Origin of the sequence: Pantoea sp. M_9 (assembly GCF_008631385.1) — a bacterium.
Classification (GTDB): domain Bacteria; phylum Pseudomonadota; class Gammaproteobacteria; order Enterobacterales; family Enterobacteriaceae; genus Pantoea; species Pantoea eucrina.
On record NZ_VWUF01000001.1, the window covers coordinates 580,699 to 596,955 of the forward strand.

Annotated in this window: 14 protein-coding genes; all 14 read right to left on the minus strand. The window is 44.3% G+C overall.

Annotated elements, in window-relative coordinates; genetic code table 11:
• Positions 1-26 precede the first annotated feature (26 nt).
• Positions 27-1,280: a glycosyltransferase gene (locus F3I15_RS02675; RefSeq protein WP_150016451.1), complete on the minus strand. Its 1,254-nt coding sequence runs from the start codon at positions 1,278-1,280 to the stop codon at positions 27-29.
• Positions 1,277-2,425, minus strand: coding sequence for an EpsG family protein (locus F3I15_RS02680; RefSeq protein ID WP_150016452.1), 1,149 nt, complete (start codon positions 2,423-2,425; stop codon positions 1,277-1,279). Before F3I15_RS02680 ends, F3I15_RS02675 begins: the two co-directional genes overlap by 4 nt.
• A gap of 1 nt (position 2,426) precedes the next feature.
• Positions 2,427-3,824 carry a lipopolysaccharide biosynthesis protein gene (locus F3I15_RS02685; RefSeq protein WP_150016453.1) on the minus strand — a complete coding sequence of 466 codons (1,398 nt, stop codon included), beginning with the start codon at positions 3,822-3,824 and terminating at the stop codon, positions 2,427-2,429.
• A gap of 2 nt (positions 3,825-3,826) precedes the next feature.
• Entirely contained in the window at positions 3,827-4,870 is a 1,044-nt protein-coding gene (locus F3I15_RS02690; protein ID WP_150016454.1) for a glycosyltransferase, read from the minus strand.
• Positions 4,857-5,990: a glycosyltransferase family 4 protein gene (locus F3I15_RS02695; RefSeq protein WP_150016455.1), complete on the minus strand. Its 1,134-nt coding sequence runs from the start codon at positions 5,988-5,990 to the stop codon at positions 4,857-4,859. The genes F3I15_RS02690 and F3I15_RS02695 overlap by 14 nt, the downstream gene beginning before the upstream one ends.
• The gene (locus F3I15_RS02700) at positions 5,959-7,107 is read right to left on the minus strand and encodes a CDP-glycerol glycerophosphotransferase family protein (protein ID WP_150016456.1); all 1,149 of its coding nucleotides are present in this window, start codon (positions 7,105-7,107) and stop codon (positions 5,959-5,961) included. Before F3I15_RS02700 ends, F3I15_RS02695 begins: the two co-directional genes overlap by 32 nt.
• Complete coding sequence (locus F3I15_RS02705; protein WP_104085187.1) at positions 7,104-7,502, minus strand: adenylyltransferase/cytidyltransferase family protein; 399 nt, start codon at positions 7,500-7,502, stop codon at positions 7,104-7,106. The genes F3I15_RS02700 and F3I15_RS02705 overlap by 4 nt, the downstream gene beginning before the upstream one ends.
• A 333-nt stretch (positions 7,503-7,835) precedes the next feature.
• On the minus strand, positions 7,836-8,849 hold the full coding sequence (galE, locus tag F3I15_RS02710; protein ID WP_150016457.1) for a UDP-glucose 4-epimerase GalE: 1,014 nt from the start codon (positions 8,847-8,849) through the stop codon (positions 7,836-7,838).
• A gap of 44 nt (positions 8,850-8,893) precedes the next feature.
• Positions 8,894-9,790, minus strand: a complete 897-nt coding sequence (gene galF, locus F3I15_RS02715) for a UTP--glucose-1-phosphate uridylyltransferase GalF (RefSeq protein ID WP_065648921.1) — start codon at positions 9,788-9,790, stop codon at positions 8,894-8,896.
• 380 nt (positions 9,791-10,170) lie between these two features.
• Positions 10,171-11,394, minus strand: a complete 1,224-nt coding sequence (locus F3I15_RS02720; protein ID WP_150016458.1) for a glycosyltransferase — start codon at positions 11,392-11,394, stop codon at positions 10,171-10,173.
• Between the two features lie 3 nt (positions 11,395-11,397).
• The gene (locus tag F3I15_RS02725; protein ID WP_150016459.1) at positions 11,398-11,688 is read right to left on the minus strand and encodes a hypothetical protein; all 291 of its coding nucleotides are present in this window, start codon (positions 11,686-11,688) and stop codon (positions 11,398-11,400) included.
• Between the two features lie 424 nt (positions 11,689-12,112).
• Positions 12,113-14,323 carry a phage tailspike protein gene (locus F3I15_RS02730; protein ID WP_150016460.1) on the minus strand — a complete coding sequence of 737 codons (2,211 nt, stop codon included), beginning with the start codon at positions 14,321-14,323 and terminating at the stop codon, positions 12,113-12,115.
• A gap of 58 nt (positions 14,324-14,381) precedes the next feature.
• On the minus strand, positions 14,382-15,416 hold the full coding sequence (locus F3I15_RS02735) for a glycosyltransferase (RefSeq protein WP_150016461.1): 1,035 nt from the start codon (positions 15,414-15,416) through the stop codon (positions 14,382-14,384).
• A 75-nt stretch (positions 15,417-15,491) separates the two neighbouring features.
• Positions 15,492-16,244 (minus strand): glycosyltransferase family 2 protein, encoded by a 753-nt coding sequence (locus F3I15_RS02740; RefSeq protein ID WP_094111750.1) that lies wholly within the window; start codon positions 16,242-16,244, stop codon positions 15,492-15,494.
• Between the last annotated feature and the right edge of the window lie 13 nt (positions 16,245-16,257).

Consider the following 16,257-nt stretch of genomic DNA (forward strand, 5'->3'; position numbering starts at 1 on the left):
CCCTTAATTAAACATATTTACTTTACTTAATGAGTTTTCTTAAAAAGAATATTTCTATAAGCCACTGCCCGATCAACTGCGGTGGGCAGCCGGGATTGAATGTTATACATAATTTCAATTTTTTCTTTTATCTTGTCAGGATTTTTGTATGCACTGGTTATCACTGATGCAATATTTATGCAATCCATAGGATCAAAATAAAAAGCACCATCTCCGCATATTGTTTTCGCGAAACTAAGATCTGAAGTAAAGATTGGTACTTTCATGAATCCTGCTTCGGGATATGAAGCGCTAAAGCATTCAAGTAAAGTAGGAAGGAACATTCCATCTGCATGCGAATAGACTTCAGGACATTGTGAATTTGTAATTTTCCCAAGCAGAATAAATCTGTGCCAAAACTTCTTATCAACATTTTTTAAAAATGAATCATCTAAAGTTAAAACAAACTTATAATTTTCTGGCAGTATTTTTATTAGTTGATGAATGATTTCTAAATTCTTATGAGGGTAATTATGGGATATAGTTAAAAGCCATATATCACCCGGCGCTTTTTTTAAGTCAAACTCTTTAGATAATAAGTAATCTCTCTTACGGTTAAAATAAGAACTTATTGTATTAGGAACAACAAATATATTATCTTCTGCAAACCCAACCTTCTTGCTCAATAAAATTTTAGCATCATCAGTTTCTACAATAATTTTATGTGCATTTTTTTTGTAAAAATAAGGCTGAAGCTGCAGCAAAAGCAATTTTTTAGCTTTCTGCAAAAATGATAGCTTTCTGAAAACCAGCTTCGTATCATATATAAGCCATGGGAGGGCAAAACCAACCGTATGGTTACCTACTTTAGGGCTCCAATAACTGGGTCCAAATACAGTAAATACACGCAATATTTTATAATCTGCCACCAATTTATCAAGCTGTCTGCGCGCTGCAAAGTTAAATAATCCGGAAGGACTTTTACTTATAACAAAGCATTTTTTTNGGTTACCTACTTTAGGGCTCCAATAACTGGGTCCAAATACAGTAAATACACGCAATATTTTATAATCTGCCACCAATTTATCAAGCTGTCTGCGCGCTGCAAAGTTAAATAATCCGGAAGGACTTTTACTTATAACAAAGCATTTTTTTCTGGCATTGTGGCTTAATTGCTCGAAAACAGGTGGTGATACTGCAGCTATGAACTCATCTTCAATTTTAGCGAGTTCTTCAATCACAGAAATGCCTACCTGCATTCCACCACCTACATAAAGATTACTTGCATTGATCAATATCATTTATCGCTTTTTTTCCAATGTTCATAGACAGACTTTGCTCGTTCAGCATCATCTGTCTGCGCATCAATCATTTGAAGCAATGAATTAGAGTATGGTAAGTATTGCTTGGTAAAGTATTCGTTATCTGAAAACTTGAGCCAACTCAAAAATATTGCAACTATAAAAGCAAAAGAAAAAACAATTCTATTAAATATGAAATATTTCACTCTGATTACATATGCAAATGATATTAACATTGCTGGAATAAAATACTCATCATATCTGGAGGTTATAGTTGAAAACGGCATAAAATATACGTCTATTAGCAACATAACTGCAAATAGTATTTCAACAATATTAATCATCGATGTAAGAATGCGATCTTTGGCTAAACTTTCTTTTATTTTACGCCTATTTAAGCAATACAAAGTAAATAGCAATAATTTAAATAAATAATTAAAAGTTATAGCTGTTTCTTCGCTAGCGTTTGTAGCATACCAAACTATTTTAGCTAAATAAGGATTACTAAAGGCGCTACTCAAAAATTTCATCATTTCAACTACAGGGAAAACTTTTGCAATAGCAAGAGCAAACCCACAAAAAGCGAATACTTTTATAGTGTTAAAAGCATTAGCTCTAAATATTAATGGCATAAATATAAAAGGCAATAATGAGATATGTAAGGAGGATCCCACCAAACACAAAATATAGTAATTTAATTTTCGCCCTTCAATAAAAAATTTAAGTGCAATAAAAAACAAGGCAACGGCAATTATCTGTCTCAATGCCTCGACGTTAAAGCCGAAAGAGATAATAAAATAACCACATAGTGAAAAAACTGGATAGGGAGAGTAACTATAAAAAAAGCGGTTTAACGCTAAGATTAGTATGCCGGTAACACATGCTGAAAAAAACCAGAAATTGAATATAAACGAGCTGAGCGAAGTTAGAAAAAGATACCCGGGCTCAATTGTAAGTTTTTTCTCCAGCCCTTCATAACTCTCCTGATAAAATAACCAGTCAACACCAACTTCATATCTAAGACCAATAAAAGTGAAAATAAAAAAAGAAGCTATTAACAATAGTTTATTTTTATGGCTGATTGATACTACATCAAGCAAAGCAAAAGATGCCATAGCAATAATAAAAATAAAATAAGATGTCATTCTAATCGCTCAGCTTTTTATGCAAATTAACTTTGAGGAGAAACGCTGTTATTAAACCAGACAAAATTGTTTTTATTGTAATTGCAATCCATAAAGTAAAGCTATTGTTTACAAATTCAGAAAAATAATAAGCAGCCATAAGGACAAACAAATATATGACAATATAAATAAAACTAATACTGTTATTTTTTGTAAGGAAGGTTGATGAAAGATAGTGAAATATCGTTAACATCACGTAAGCAAACGCCGTAGCCCAGGCAGAACCAATTATTCCGTATTTAGGTATTAATAATATATTAAGGCCTACATTTATCGCCATAGCCAACATGGTAGCAAACGATATAAAAAAAGCTTTCTTTTTATAAAAGACAAAGTTGGCATAACACAAGTAAAGATGCGTAAAAGCATTGGCAATTATTATAATAGGTAATATTTCAATGCTTGAATAGTAGTTTTTATCTGCAACTAAGAGAATGACTTCTTTTGAAAAAAAGATACCAATAATACCTATAGCAAGAATAAGATAAGCACTGGCTTTAGTCGTATCAGTGATTTTTATCCCTGAATCCATCTCAATATGTTTAAATAATCTTGGTTGCCATGAAGAGTTCCATGCCATAATCAAAACCACCATTCCCATAGCGATATTATAGGCAAATGAGTAAATACCAGCCTCTCCTGGACCTACCATATTGTTTATGATAATTCTGTCGGCTTGTGATAAAAGCGAGTTAGAAAGAACGTGTATAATTAGCGGCACAGAAAAATACAATGCGTCTTTTAACTCACTTGAATTAAATGAACCATTGGAAATAGATTTTAGCTTCTTGAACAAGAAAAAAATCATAAACGTACTGATGATTAGCTGAGCATATATTTTTGAAAGATACTGTTCGCTGGTCATAAAATATGCGAAAGCGAATATTAATACAATCTCGCTTATTTTAGATAAAACATTTATTTTTACATAGACTCCACTTTGACGGGATGCCTGAAGATAACTGGTATATATATATATATAACTTAATAACACGCAAATTAGCATAACCCATAAAAAATCACTTTCACTAATGCCCAAAATCACAGCCATATATTTTGCTATGATTGGTGAAATACAAATTAAAAACACCTGGAATGGTATTAAAAATGAAAAGATGGATTTTAGATAGTTATTGAATCCTTCGGATTTTAGCATATATCTGTTAGTAACTGCGTTTTGAAGATTCAAACTCACAAATACATACATTATCATTATTGCGGTATTTATAATGGATAGCTTTCCATATTGTTGCGGATCCATTATTCGCGATAAGAGAGGCAGCGAAATAAACAAAAAACCCTTAACGAATACGTCTCCTAGAAAATAGTTTCTAAAGTCGCGAATCATTTTACTTTTCATAATTATTTACTTAGTGACTTTGTATAGGAGTCGATTTGAATCTTGCTATTTTCATTGATATCCATACTCTGCAATTCTTTTTTNTATAGATATAAATTGCTCATATCATTGATTGCACGTTTCAAGTCAGCCGCGCTATCACTGTTAAAGACAATTCCATTATTGCTTTTAACAATGTCCTTATTGCAACCAACCTTATCACTGACTATTACAGGTAATCCTGCAGCAAGCGCCTCTTCTACTACAAGCCCCCAAGGTTCTACAATCGATGGCAGAATGAAAACATCAGATTCAAGTAGTAAATCGCTAAGCGCTTCATTTTTTATATAGCCCGTAAATTCTATATTTTTTTCCGCTAGCTGTTTTAATTCGTTAGATTGCGGACCTTCGCCAACAACTTTTAAAGGGATTCCTGTTTGGTTGAAAACCTCAATTAATAATTTTAAGTTTTTTTCGTGAGATAACCTTCCAATATATATATATCTTAATGCTTCACAATTCGCTGTTATTTCATTTTTATTAGCTTTTAATTTATGATTGATAATCCCTACACCATGAGTTATGTGTACATCACCTTTAAAACTAACATTCTTCAAGATCTCATTTTGTAAGAAGCCTGCTGGATATGCTGATGACATTCTTTTTATATAAAGAGATTTTACTTTACCTTTTAATCCAGTAAAGTCACTCTCTATGACACTGCTTTCTATAGCGACAGCATTTTTATTTTTATTTGTCAATAATGAGTTAAAGAAAAACTCTTTTATTTCCCAGCCTGGGTAAATTAACCTTCCATATTTGATACTGGCTAGCTCTTTAGCAAGCCTAAAGGAGCATAAAAATTTATTTCTGGACTCATAATTTCCATCAGATAAAAATACATGCTCAAAATTCATATCAAAATTAAAGAAATCGTTATTTCTAATGCTTGATTTATTAGATACAAATATAACTTTTATATTAAGATATTTAGATAAGCCATTGAAAAGATTTACTTTATAAAAAGCAGGTAGGTTTGTTATAAAAACAATGTCAAATCTCTTCATTTATCACCCAATCTATCAAATGCTTCCATTGCTTCAGCACAGTATTAGCTCGAAAATCATCAATGCTCTCAGGAGCTATTTTATTTAATTGTTCGATTTTGTCTGGATTAGAAATCATTTTTTCTAACTCTATAGCAAGAGCTGAGACATCATTAGCTTTTACTAAAACTCCATTATTTTTATTAAGAATTGATTTAGGCCCGGCTGGGCAATCAAAACTAATACATGCCAGACCAAATGATAACGCTTCGACCAAAACCATACCAAGTCCTTCATAACGCGAACTCAATACAAAAACTTTTGCTTTGTTATAATAGTCTGCAATATTCTTTTCGAACGGTATTATGTTTGCGTTTTTTAACGATTTCTCTTTAATGAAATTGAGAAGATTGATTCTTTCTTCCCCATCCCCCACTATTAACAATTGCCAATCAGAGCTGTCAATCTTTTCCCAGGCACGCAATAATAAATCAAATCCTTTTTGATGAGTTAATCTGCCAACTGCTAAAACAACATTTTGTCGGGCATCAGGAGGTAAAATAATAACAGGATCTTCAACCATATTATTAATTACGAAATGTTTATCTTTCGGAAGCCATTTATATTTAATTTCATCTTCCAGGGTAAGGGATACAACAGCACTTATTTTTTTATAAAGCTTTATTCTTGCCTTCTTTAAAAGATTATTTATTACATCATACTCAAAGTGCTCAATTGCTATAATTTTTTCATACCCTGACTTTTTAATGAGTGCCGTCATTTTTACATCACAACTAATTGCCACAGCTGTTTCAGGGTTGATTATATTTCTTAACTTACGGGATTTTTTTATTATGTAGTAAACATCAAAAAATGCACCTTTCAACAGGCCCATTTTCCTGTTGTACATGCTTTTTTCTAACCCATCACTTAGGATTATCAACTCAACTTCTCTATTGATATTAAAGCTTACGTCTAAATTTTCTTTATATAAAGAAATTATTTTTACACGATACAATGAGCTCAATGCGTTTGCCAGAGATATTGTTACGCGTTCTATTCCACCTTTTGCTGAAACATCACCTAAAAACAGATGTATTTCATTTTCTTTATCTAATAAATTGCCTGAACACTCGCTCACTATTTTTATTATCCTTATGTTTATTTATCATTTCTGATATTTCGTTCCTCTTACCTGAAAATTTATCATTCCCTTGCGCCAATTCTTCGAGTTCTATAAGAAGTTCTTTTTGCGTATGAATTTTAGCTCCAGGCATCCAGGATTCTACTGGCTCTAATGTAAATCCACTCCTGCTTTCAGAATAAGAATTTAAATCAGGAATTAAAAAACAAATCGGTCTATTTAATATCATAAAATCAAAATAAGCGGAAGAATAATCGCTTATTAAAATATCCGCCTTTGCCATTAAATGATTAACATCAACGTCATGTTCTCTTAGAGTGGCAGTTGTTATAAGCGTTATATTCTCGCCGAGATTTATATCAATCAGTGATTTTTCTTCGTATGGATGTAGCTTAATAACAAGGTGGTAATTATTTTCCTTTAAAAAACAATTTAAATCATTCAAAGAGAAATCTGTTACTCTGAAAAAATTATCTTTTTCAATTTTTTTACCGTCCGAATACCTTTCAGCTTCTTGATTCTCTCTAAAGGTAGGCATGTAAAGTATAATTTTTTTATTTTCCTGCCTTCCTGATAATAAGCTATTTGCTTTATCTCCTTCGAAGAGATAATCGTTCCTGGGTTGTCCAGTGATATATACATTGTTTGCTTTTTCTCTAAAGCTTGCCGAAATGATTGAGCGCATTATCTCTGAAGAAGCTATTCGGTAGGCTGAGTAATCTTCCATTCCTTTATAGTCGTAATCCCCCAGATAGCATATCTTTTTCAGTGGCATGCCGTGCCATAAGCTAATATAAACCTGATTATTGCCTTTGACACCAATCATTTCGTTATGTGTTGTAACGATATATCTCGAACGTATAAAACAAAAAAACCATTTAACTGATTTTGGCTTGACCGTTTTAAGATCAGGACGTGTGCTTTGATTTTCAATTACCCAGACAGGGTCAAACTCTGGATGATTTATTATTATAAACTCATAAAATGCTCTAGCATTGCCACTAAAATCAGGTCTACTTTTGAACAGAATTAAATTGCTTTTTTTAGGTATGACCGAATTAATCGCACAAAACAAAGCTTTCAAAAATTTGACAATTGCTTTTTTTATTATCATCTTTTACTCGACTTCACAACTTCAATGATTTCTGTGGTGGATATTGAAGGTGTTCTTGGCAGATAGATTACGTCACATACATCATTTACCCAATCAAATCGTCCAGCCCAATCATCACCCATGACCAAAATATTAGCATCATAATTGATTATATATTCTTTCTTTTTTTCCAAAGATTCTTCTATGAACACTTCATCTACATACTTTAAAGAGCTGATTATTTTACATCTGTCATTTTCGTTATATATAGGGTAACGCCCTTTCTTGCTGAAATTCAACTCATCAGAACTAACTCCTACAATCAGATAGTCCCCTTGCTTAGCGGCTCTTTCCAGAATATTGATATGTCCTACATGAAAAACATCAAAAGTTCCGAATGTTATAACTTTCTTCAACCCGAATCTCCTTAAGACAAATGAAAATAAAGCCTGTTGACCGGTATTAAAACCCAAAGAAAAATTGTGTTTTACCTATGATTTAAAGGATTTTTAAGAAAATGCAATGCTACCGCCCTTAGCTTAGCTGCCAAAAGCTCAGATCATTCAATTTGTTAAGCATCCATAATGCAAATTATTACTAGCAAGGATAATTGCTAAGCTTTCAATAAACAACCAAATTTAATCAGACATTGCTTCAATTTTAAACAATTAAGCTGTGCGATATAAAAAAACCCCTCAAACTACTGTATGAGTGTTACAGCGTTTGAAGGGTTTATTTATTAGTTTGATTTAATTATAACCATTCGGATTCTTCGACTGCCAGTTCCACGTATCGCGCATCATCGCGTCGATGCCGCGTGTGACGCGCCAGTCGAGTTCCTTGTTCGCCAGCGTTGCATCTGCCCAGAAGGCGGGCAGGTCGCCGTCACGGCGCGGTTTGAACTCAAACGGGATCGCTTTGCCGGAAGCTGCTTCGAACGCTTTGATCATCTCCAGCACGGAGAAGCCGACGCCACCGCCGAGGTTGTAGGCTTTATAGCCCTCAACCTTGCTAAGGTGATCCAGCGCTTTCAGGTGCCCTTCTGCCAGATCGACAACATGAATATAGTCGCGCTGTGCGGTACCGTCTGGCGTCTCATAGTCGTTACCGAATACGCCAAGCTTGTCGAGACGGCCAATCGCCACCTGCGCAATGTACGGCAGCAGGTTGTTCGGGATACCGGTCGGGTCTTCGCCAATCTCGCCAGACTCATGCGCGCCTACCGGATTAAAGTAGCGCAGCGCGATGGCTTTGAATTTGGGTTCCGCTTTGGCGAAATCGCGCATCACGAGTTCGGTCATCAGCTTGGAGGTGCCATAAGGACTGGTGGTGCCACCAATCGGCGTGGTTTCCACATACGGAACCGGGGCGTCAGCACCATATACGGTGGCTGATGAACTGAAGATAAAGTTCCAGACGCCCGCGTCACGCATCTCTTCAAGCAGGACCACGGTGCCAGCTACGTTGTTTTCGTAGTATTCCAGCGGTTTACGCGTGGATTCCCCAACGGCTTTCAGCGCAGCGAAGTGGATCACAGCAGAGATGCTGTGACTGGCAAACAGATCGCGCAGGCAGGCGCGGTCGCGGATATCACCTTCAACGAATACCGCTTTTTTACCCGCCAGTTTTTCAACGCGGTTAATCGCTTCGCGTGATGCATTGCAGAGGTTATCCAGAACCACCACGTCGTCACCGCGCTCCAGCAGCGCCAGTACCGTATGGGATCCGATATACCCTGCCCCGCCCGTTACCAAAATAGCCATGTCTACTCCTTGGAAACCGCGCAGGCTGCGCGGTATGGGAATGCTTACTTGTCCAGAATCTTATGAATCGCTTCGCGGAAGTCGCGGCCCTGTGCGTTGCTGCGCAGGCCATAGGAGACAAACGCCTGCATGTAGCCGAGTTTACGGCCGCAGTCGAAACTGGTACCGGTCAGCAGCTGCGCATCAACCGGTTTGGTTTTGCTCAGCGAGGCGATGGCGTCAGTCAGCTGAATACGGCCCCATGCGCCTGGCTCGGTTTTCTCAAGCTCAGCCCAGATATCTGCAGACAGAACATAGCGACCCACTGCCGTCAGGTCAGAGTTCAGCTCAGCGGCATGCTCCGGCTTTTCAACGATGCTGGTGATCGTACTGATATCGCCCGGGTTGTCGATAGGCTGCTCGGTGGTCAGCACGCCATACTCAGAGAGATCTTCATTCGGCATATGTTTTGCCAGAACCTGGCTGCGGCCGGTCTCTTCAAAACGCGCGACCATGGCGGCCAGGTTATAGCGCAGGTGATCGGCGGTAGAGTCATCCAGCAGTACGTCTGGCAGCACAACTACAAACGGGTTGTCGCCAATCATCGGACGCGCGCAGAGTACGGAGTGACCCAGACCCAGCGGATCGGCCTGACGAACGTTCATGATGGTAACGCCTGGCGGGCAGATAGACTGCACTTCGCTCAGCAGCTGACGCTTAACGCGCGCTTCCAGCAGGGCTTCCAGCTCGTAGGTTGTATCGAAGTGGTTTTCCACCGCATTTTTGGAAGCATGGGTGACCAGCACAATCTCCTTGATGCCTGCCGCCACGCACTCGTCAACGATATACTGGATCATTGGTTTGTCGACGATAGGCAGCATCTCTTTTGGAATGGCTTTAGTCGCAGGGAGCATATGCATACCGAGGCCCGCAACCGGGATTACTGCTTTAAGCTTGGTCATATTTGTTCCATTTTATGAAGTGTAGACATGCATCGATTATGCAGGAATGGCCGCTCGGGCAAGTATAATCTTTATCTGAAAAGGCGACACTAACTCTCTGTCACAACATCAAAAATTAGTTATTTGAGGCGATGCGCAGCGGTAATTTTTCGGGCAAATTCAAGCGCTAAAGGCGGTGAAAAGCGTGACGTAAATAACATTCGGGCATGGGGTTGAGACCGGCCTTTTTCAGAATGATACGACGTGCATAGGATTGTCAGACAAAAAACAGGGGCGTCGTGAAGCGCGCCCCTGCCGGTTGGATTCTGAGCCAGCGCGCAGGTACCCGGCATTGTCACACACATGACCCTGCCGATAGCCTGCCCGGGCGTTCATTCTGCTTACACCATCTGCTCCAGAATTTTCGCCAGTTCCCCGTAGGCAATGTGCTGGTTAAACTCTGTTTCCACTTTATGACGCGCGGCAGCGACTACCGGTGCCACATCTATATCCCCGCGCGACAAACGCAGCAGCGTGGCAGCCAGCTCATCAGCATCGTTCTCAGAGACCAGCCAGCCGCTGATGTTGTTCTGGATCAGCTCCGGGATGCCGCTGTGGTAGGTGGATACCACCGGCAGTCCTACCGCCATGGCCTCCATCAGCGCCACAGGGATCCCTTCCATATCACCGTCTGCGGCCGTTTTTGAGGGCAGGAGAAAAATGTCAGCGTCGTTGAGCGCCTGGCGGATCTCCTCCTGCGGCTTAAAGCCCGGCATGCTGACCATCTCTTTCAGACCGGCACGGGCGATATGTTCGCGCATCATCCCTTCCTGCTCGCCATTGCCGATAATGGTGAATTCAAACTGGCCGCCTTTGTCGCGCAGAATTTCACTGGCTTTGACGGCAACGTCCAGCCCTTTTTTCTCGGTCAGGCGCGCCACAGAGACGATGCGCAGCGGCTGATGAAACGCTTCGCGCGGCCGGAAGTTGAATTTCTCCGGTTCGATGCCCATCCGCGTCACGTGCACTTTTTCGCGCGGACAGCCCATCTCAATCAGCTTGTTCTCCCACAGATGACTGATAGGCAGCATCAGCTCGCTCTGCTTAAACAGATTGACGTAATCCTGCTTGTGCTCTTCCAGAATATGGCGACGTGAGATATCAGCGCCGTGGAATACGGTCGCCTGTTTGCCTTTCAGCACGCCCAGTTCGCGCAGCTTGTTAGCCAGCGCGCCGGCGTAGCCGAAATGCACCAGAAAAACATCGGCGGTGAAGGTCTGTTTCGCGTTAGCGACAATCGCCGGCAGCAGCAGCTTTTTCGCCTGTGCACCGTAGCGGCCCACGTTAAGCGATTTGATCAGCGCCGGTTTGGCGATTTTCGGCAGCATCAGGCCGATACGCTGCGTGAGCTTGTCGAGGTTCGATACCTTCTCTTCCGGCAGCAGATAGTGTGTTTTTGCCGCCAGGTTATAGTCGTCGAACGCGGCGTGGCGGTTGATCATATCACCCGGAAACACCGAGATGATTTCAACGTCATAGCCGGCATCGATAAAGTGAGTTACCTGGTTGAGGACAAAGGTCTCAGAGGCAACCGGAAAACGCATGGTGAAAAAGGTTAACTTCATCACTTACCCCAGTACAGTCAGAAGTTCTTCGGTGATGCGGTTGCCTGTTTCACGCGCCTGCGCGACCGCGGTATTTACGTTCAGTTTTACATTGCCGTCGTCAGCCAGCACGCTCTTACGCTTTACGCGAGCCATCAGGCTCCAGGGCGTTTTCTGCTGCTGATAACAGCCGGCCGGATCAACATCACTATCCCACTCTGCGTGCGCAGCCTGCAGTGAGTCAGTCATCCCGTGCAAAATTGCGCCATCACCGCCATTCCCGCAGGTGTGATTACCCGCCAATAAAATCCTCATACAAACTCCAGATGTATTTTTTGTAATTCTTACAAGCCGCCGCTTCTGTCCTGAGCAGCAAAGTGAACTCTGGCAAAAAAAACTGCAATGGGACAACGCCCGAAAAGTAATGCCAACTGCCTGTTATCTAACCTAAAGCTTCTTACGCGATTTCAGGGGCGCATAAATGCGCGGCCTACATCAGCCCGCAGGGGCGGCATGCATGCCGCCCTGGGTCAGCCGATTCCGCATCCAGGGGCGCATGAATGCGCCCCCTACATCAGCCCATAGGGGCGGCATTGATGCCGCCCTGGGTCAGCCGATCCCGCATCCAGGGGCGCATAAATGCGCCCCTATATCAGTCCGTAGGGGCGGCATTGATGCCGCCCTGGGTCAGCCGATCCCGCATCCAGGGGCGCATAAATGCGCCCCCTGCAGCGTTTATTTACCCTTTCAGGGCAAAATAAGGCATCGCAACCTGCTCGCCGTTGATCACTACCGACACAAACCCTTTTGGCTGACGCGTATCGACCTGCTCCGGTTTCAGCTCGCGTGACGCCATCAGCAGATCGCCCTGCTCATTACCGCCGATGCCCGCTTTACCGTTATGCAGACTAAAGCGCTGCGGCGCCTGCTGGCTGCCGTTGCCTGGCGTGCCTTTGACCATCGTGGCGTCAACGCGCGCGCAGCGTCCGGTCATAAAGCGATCTTTGGCGGTGCTTTTTATCAGCACCACGGTGGCCGGCGTCCAGCCTGCCAGCCTGACCCAGACTTTGGTATCGGTATCGGAACGCGCCACCAGCCGTACCTCCAGCACCGGGGAGCTGCCTTCGGCTGACCAGCTCGCCTCCGCTTTCTGCGTTTTGCGCTGCAGATGGATTACCGCCCGTCCGCCGGTCTGCTTGCCGCCGGTCACCTCCATCATCGGCGCATTATCAGTGCCCGTGCTGAACTGCGACTGGCCAAACAGCTCAATCTCCCAGCTGTCGCCCACGTCCGGCGAGTAGAAATTGCCCAGCTCAAACCACGTCGCCTGGTTGGTGTTATTGCTCAGGCGGAAGCGCGAGGTGATGTAGTTATATTTAAGGCTGCCGTCGATGGCGACGCCATAAGACTCCACGCGGGTGGAGCCCATCTCCCAGATGCTCAGCCAGCGCTCACCCTGCAGCGAGTTGTCGATCCAGCTGCCTGACTGCAGATTCGTCTGGCGCATATTGAGGCGTGAGTTGCGCGCATTAAGCGGGTTTTTACAATCTTCCAGGCTCAGCGCGTCGACGATCCACTGTCCGTTAGAGATATCGCCGGGATGCTCGCTGTGCTCAATCCAGCCGTTATGAATAATCGACTGACTGCAGCGCGGCAGGTTCAGCACCATCCCGCCGGTACAGCGCTGGGCGTTAAAGTTAGAGAGCTCTATCGCCGTGCTGTGATCCCAGGCGCCCGCTTTCTGACCTGACCAGCCCGCTTTGATAACATCGCCGGTACAGGTGTCGGCATACCATTGGTCAATTTTGCAGTCGAGCGTATCGAGCAGGCTGATTGAGGTGCCTCCCACGCGGTTAAAGCGCAGGCAGGCGCCGCGAAAGAACTGGCCGCCCGGACAGGTGTTGCTGAACAGTCCCTGCCGGTTGGGCCGCTTGTCATTCTGGCCGTTGAAGTTGAGGTTGGAGATCTCAGTCCAGCGCGCTTTGACTTTGAACACAAAGTCGGAGCGGCCATCAGAGACCAGCGTAGTCGCCGGAAAATAGCCAAAGTTAACCATCGCCCCGGAGATGCGGAAAAAGCGCTGCTCCTCCTCGCCGAAATCACAGCCGGTGACAAAGAACTTCCCGGCCGGAAACTGCACGCAGATTGGCTGACTGTTATCGAGCGACCACTGATACATCGCTTTGATAGCCGGCGCCGCATCCGTTTTGCCGTCGGCAATAGCGCCGAATTCAAACAGCGTCAGGCGGTTAAAATCCTCTACCACGCGCCGCCAGTAAAAACCGCTGCCGCTGAAGATAACGCCATCATCATCGCGCGCGTCGCCATACGTCCCGACAAACTCGCCGCCACCCACTTCCAGCCCTTCATGCCAGCTCTTGAGTTTGATCTTGGCACCGGCAAACAGCGGGCGGGTTTTACGCAGCTCCTCAACGGAGGGGATCTCGCCAATCAGCTGGTAGCCATTTGGCTGGGCCAGGCGCTGGCTGAAATTATTCTGGCCGGGGCGTGAGACATCGGTGATGGAGAAGAGCGTGTTGCCTTCGCTATCTTCCACCGCCATGGAGTGGGCCGGATTGGCGATCAGCGCAGCGTTATCATGGATAAACTGCGCAAAATTGCCTTTGTTCAGCGCGATGGGCTGAGTGATTTGCGCGACTTTACCGCTGGCGTCGCGCAGATATACCGGTATCTGATTGCCTTTCTGGCTGGCGTCACTGCCCGCTTTACCGATCCACAGCCTGCCTTCAAAGTTCTGCCAGAACTGCGGCGGCATGGTGTAAACATTTTCCGGCGTGAGGATGGGCACATCGCCCTGCGGCACGCTGGCCGGGTCGATCGGCTTAAGCGCGGGCTGGCCGCTTTTCGCCGCATAGCTGGAAAACGCGCTTACGGAAAGCGCGGTGACAATGGAGGAGGCGGCTGCCTGCAACACTTCTCTTCTTTTCATGCTGATAATCCCGTGGTCAAAGTCAGTGTGTCCCGGCAGGCATAAAAAGGCGTGACGCTTATACCAGCGCCAGCCAGCTCTGTTTGATCTGATTACCGTCAAACTTGAGTGCGGTCTCTTTTGTGTTATCGCTCAGGGCAAAGAACAGAGCGTCATCGCTGGCAAGCTGTTCCATCCGCGCCAGAAAAGTGGCTTTATCGTTCATCGGCACCAGGAAACCATCTTTGCCGTGATTGATGATCTCCTGCGGGCCGGTCGGACAGTCATAGGCTACCACCGGCAGGGACCAGGATTTCGCCTCCAGCAGCACCAGCGGCAGCCCTTCATAGCGTGACGTCATCAGCGCCATATCGCTGTCGCGATAGTAGTCATTGATATTGCTGACCTTACCGACAAAGTTCACGCTGTTGGTAATGCCAAGCGCGGCCGCCTGCTCATGCAGCTGCTGGCGCAGCTCGCCATCACCGGCAATCGCCAGCGTCCACTCCGGATGCTTTTTGCTGAAATCTGCCCAGATATCCAGCAGCAGATCGAACCCTTTCTGGTGATCAAGCCGCCCGACCGCCAGCGCCTGGCGGCTGCGCTGACGCCGCTCAAAGCCTTTGTACACCACCGGATTGGGGATCTGCTGGCTGCGGATATGCCAGCGGCTGAAGACCTGCTGATCTTTATCTGTCAGAACAATCACGCGATCGTAGTAGCGCAGCAGCAGCCACTTCATGAGCTTGATCGGCTTACTGAAGGAGTTGATAGCGATATGCTCACAGGCGTAGGCTTTAAAGGTTTTTTTCTTCAGCATCATCAGGTTCCAGAACGCAAACATGACGCTCAGACGGCCCATACTGATGAGAAAAACGCTGTCGAAACCTTCCTGATGGATACGTGCTACGGCACTTTTGATCGGGTTGCTGTGGCCTTCAAAACTGACGATCTCTTTTACGTGTTTAAAGGGGTAAAAGGTTTCGCCATGGCCCTCAAGGGAATAAACAGTAACGGCGTGCTCTTCACCCAGGCACTCTGACATGAAGTTACAGATGTTCTCGGTGCCCGCATAGGAGTAGGCATCTTTGATCACCAAAACGACTTTTTTCATTTAACGCTTTCCACCTCAAAAATAGTGAACGTAAAACCCCTACTGGCTGCATCACTGCACGCAAACATGCGGATTTCAGCGATGCTTCAGGGCGAAAAGGACGCCATTCACCATATACCAGGTGTAATAGTAATAGACTTTTAATGGGTTGTTTTTGTAGATAATTCTTAATAATTCAAGGTGCCATTTCGCCGCCTTGTTTTTGTTGCGCGACAGCGAATCACCCAGCTCGTAATAGTTCACCAGCGTTTTGCGGATCACCCGCGCCTGTTTGTAACGAGAGAAGAGCTCGTACAGGAAAAGAAAGTCTTCATGCCCTTTACGCTGGAAAAAGATCCCCTGCGGCGGACGACGGAAGCAGACGGATGAAAAGCAGACGCGATACTGCTTCTTCACGAAATTATCCTGCTGCAGGTAGGGTTTGCCCCAGGTGATATCGTGTTCGGCGCTCTGCGTTTTATAGTGGTAGTGGGTGATAACGAAGTCATCACCGGCGGCAATGGCCGCAGCCTGCTCAGCCAGTTTCTCAGCGTGCCACTCATCATCGCTGTCGAGAAACGCGATGATCTCTTCGCTGGCAGCACGCAGTCCGACGTTGCGCGTCTCTGCAGCGCCCTGATTAACCTCATTGCTGAGGATAGTAATGCGCGGATCCTGGCAGTGCTCACGCACCAGAGCCAGAGAGTCATCCGTGGAGGTGTCGTTAACCAGATAGAGATGCCAGTCGCTGTAGGTCTGTTTAACAATCGACTCTACCGCGCGCAGTACCGTTTTACGTGCATTATACATCGGCATCACAATACCGATGGTGCCAACATGATTTGTCATTTTATTGCCCGGA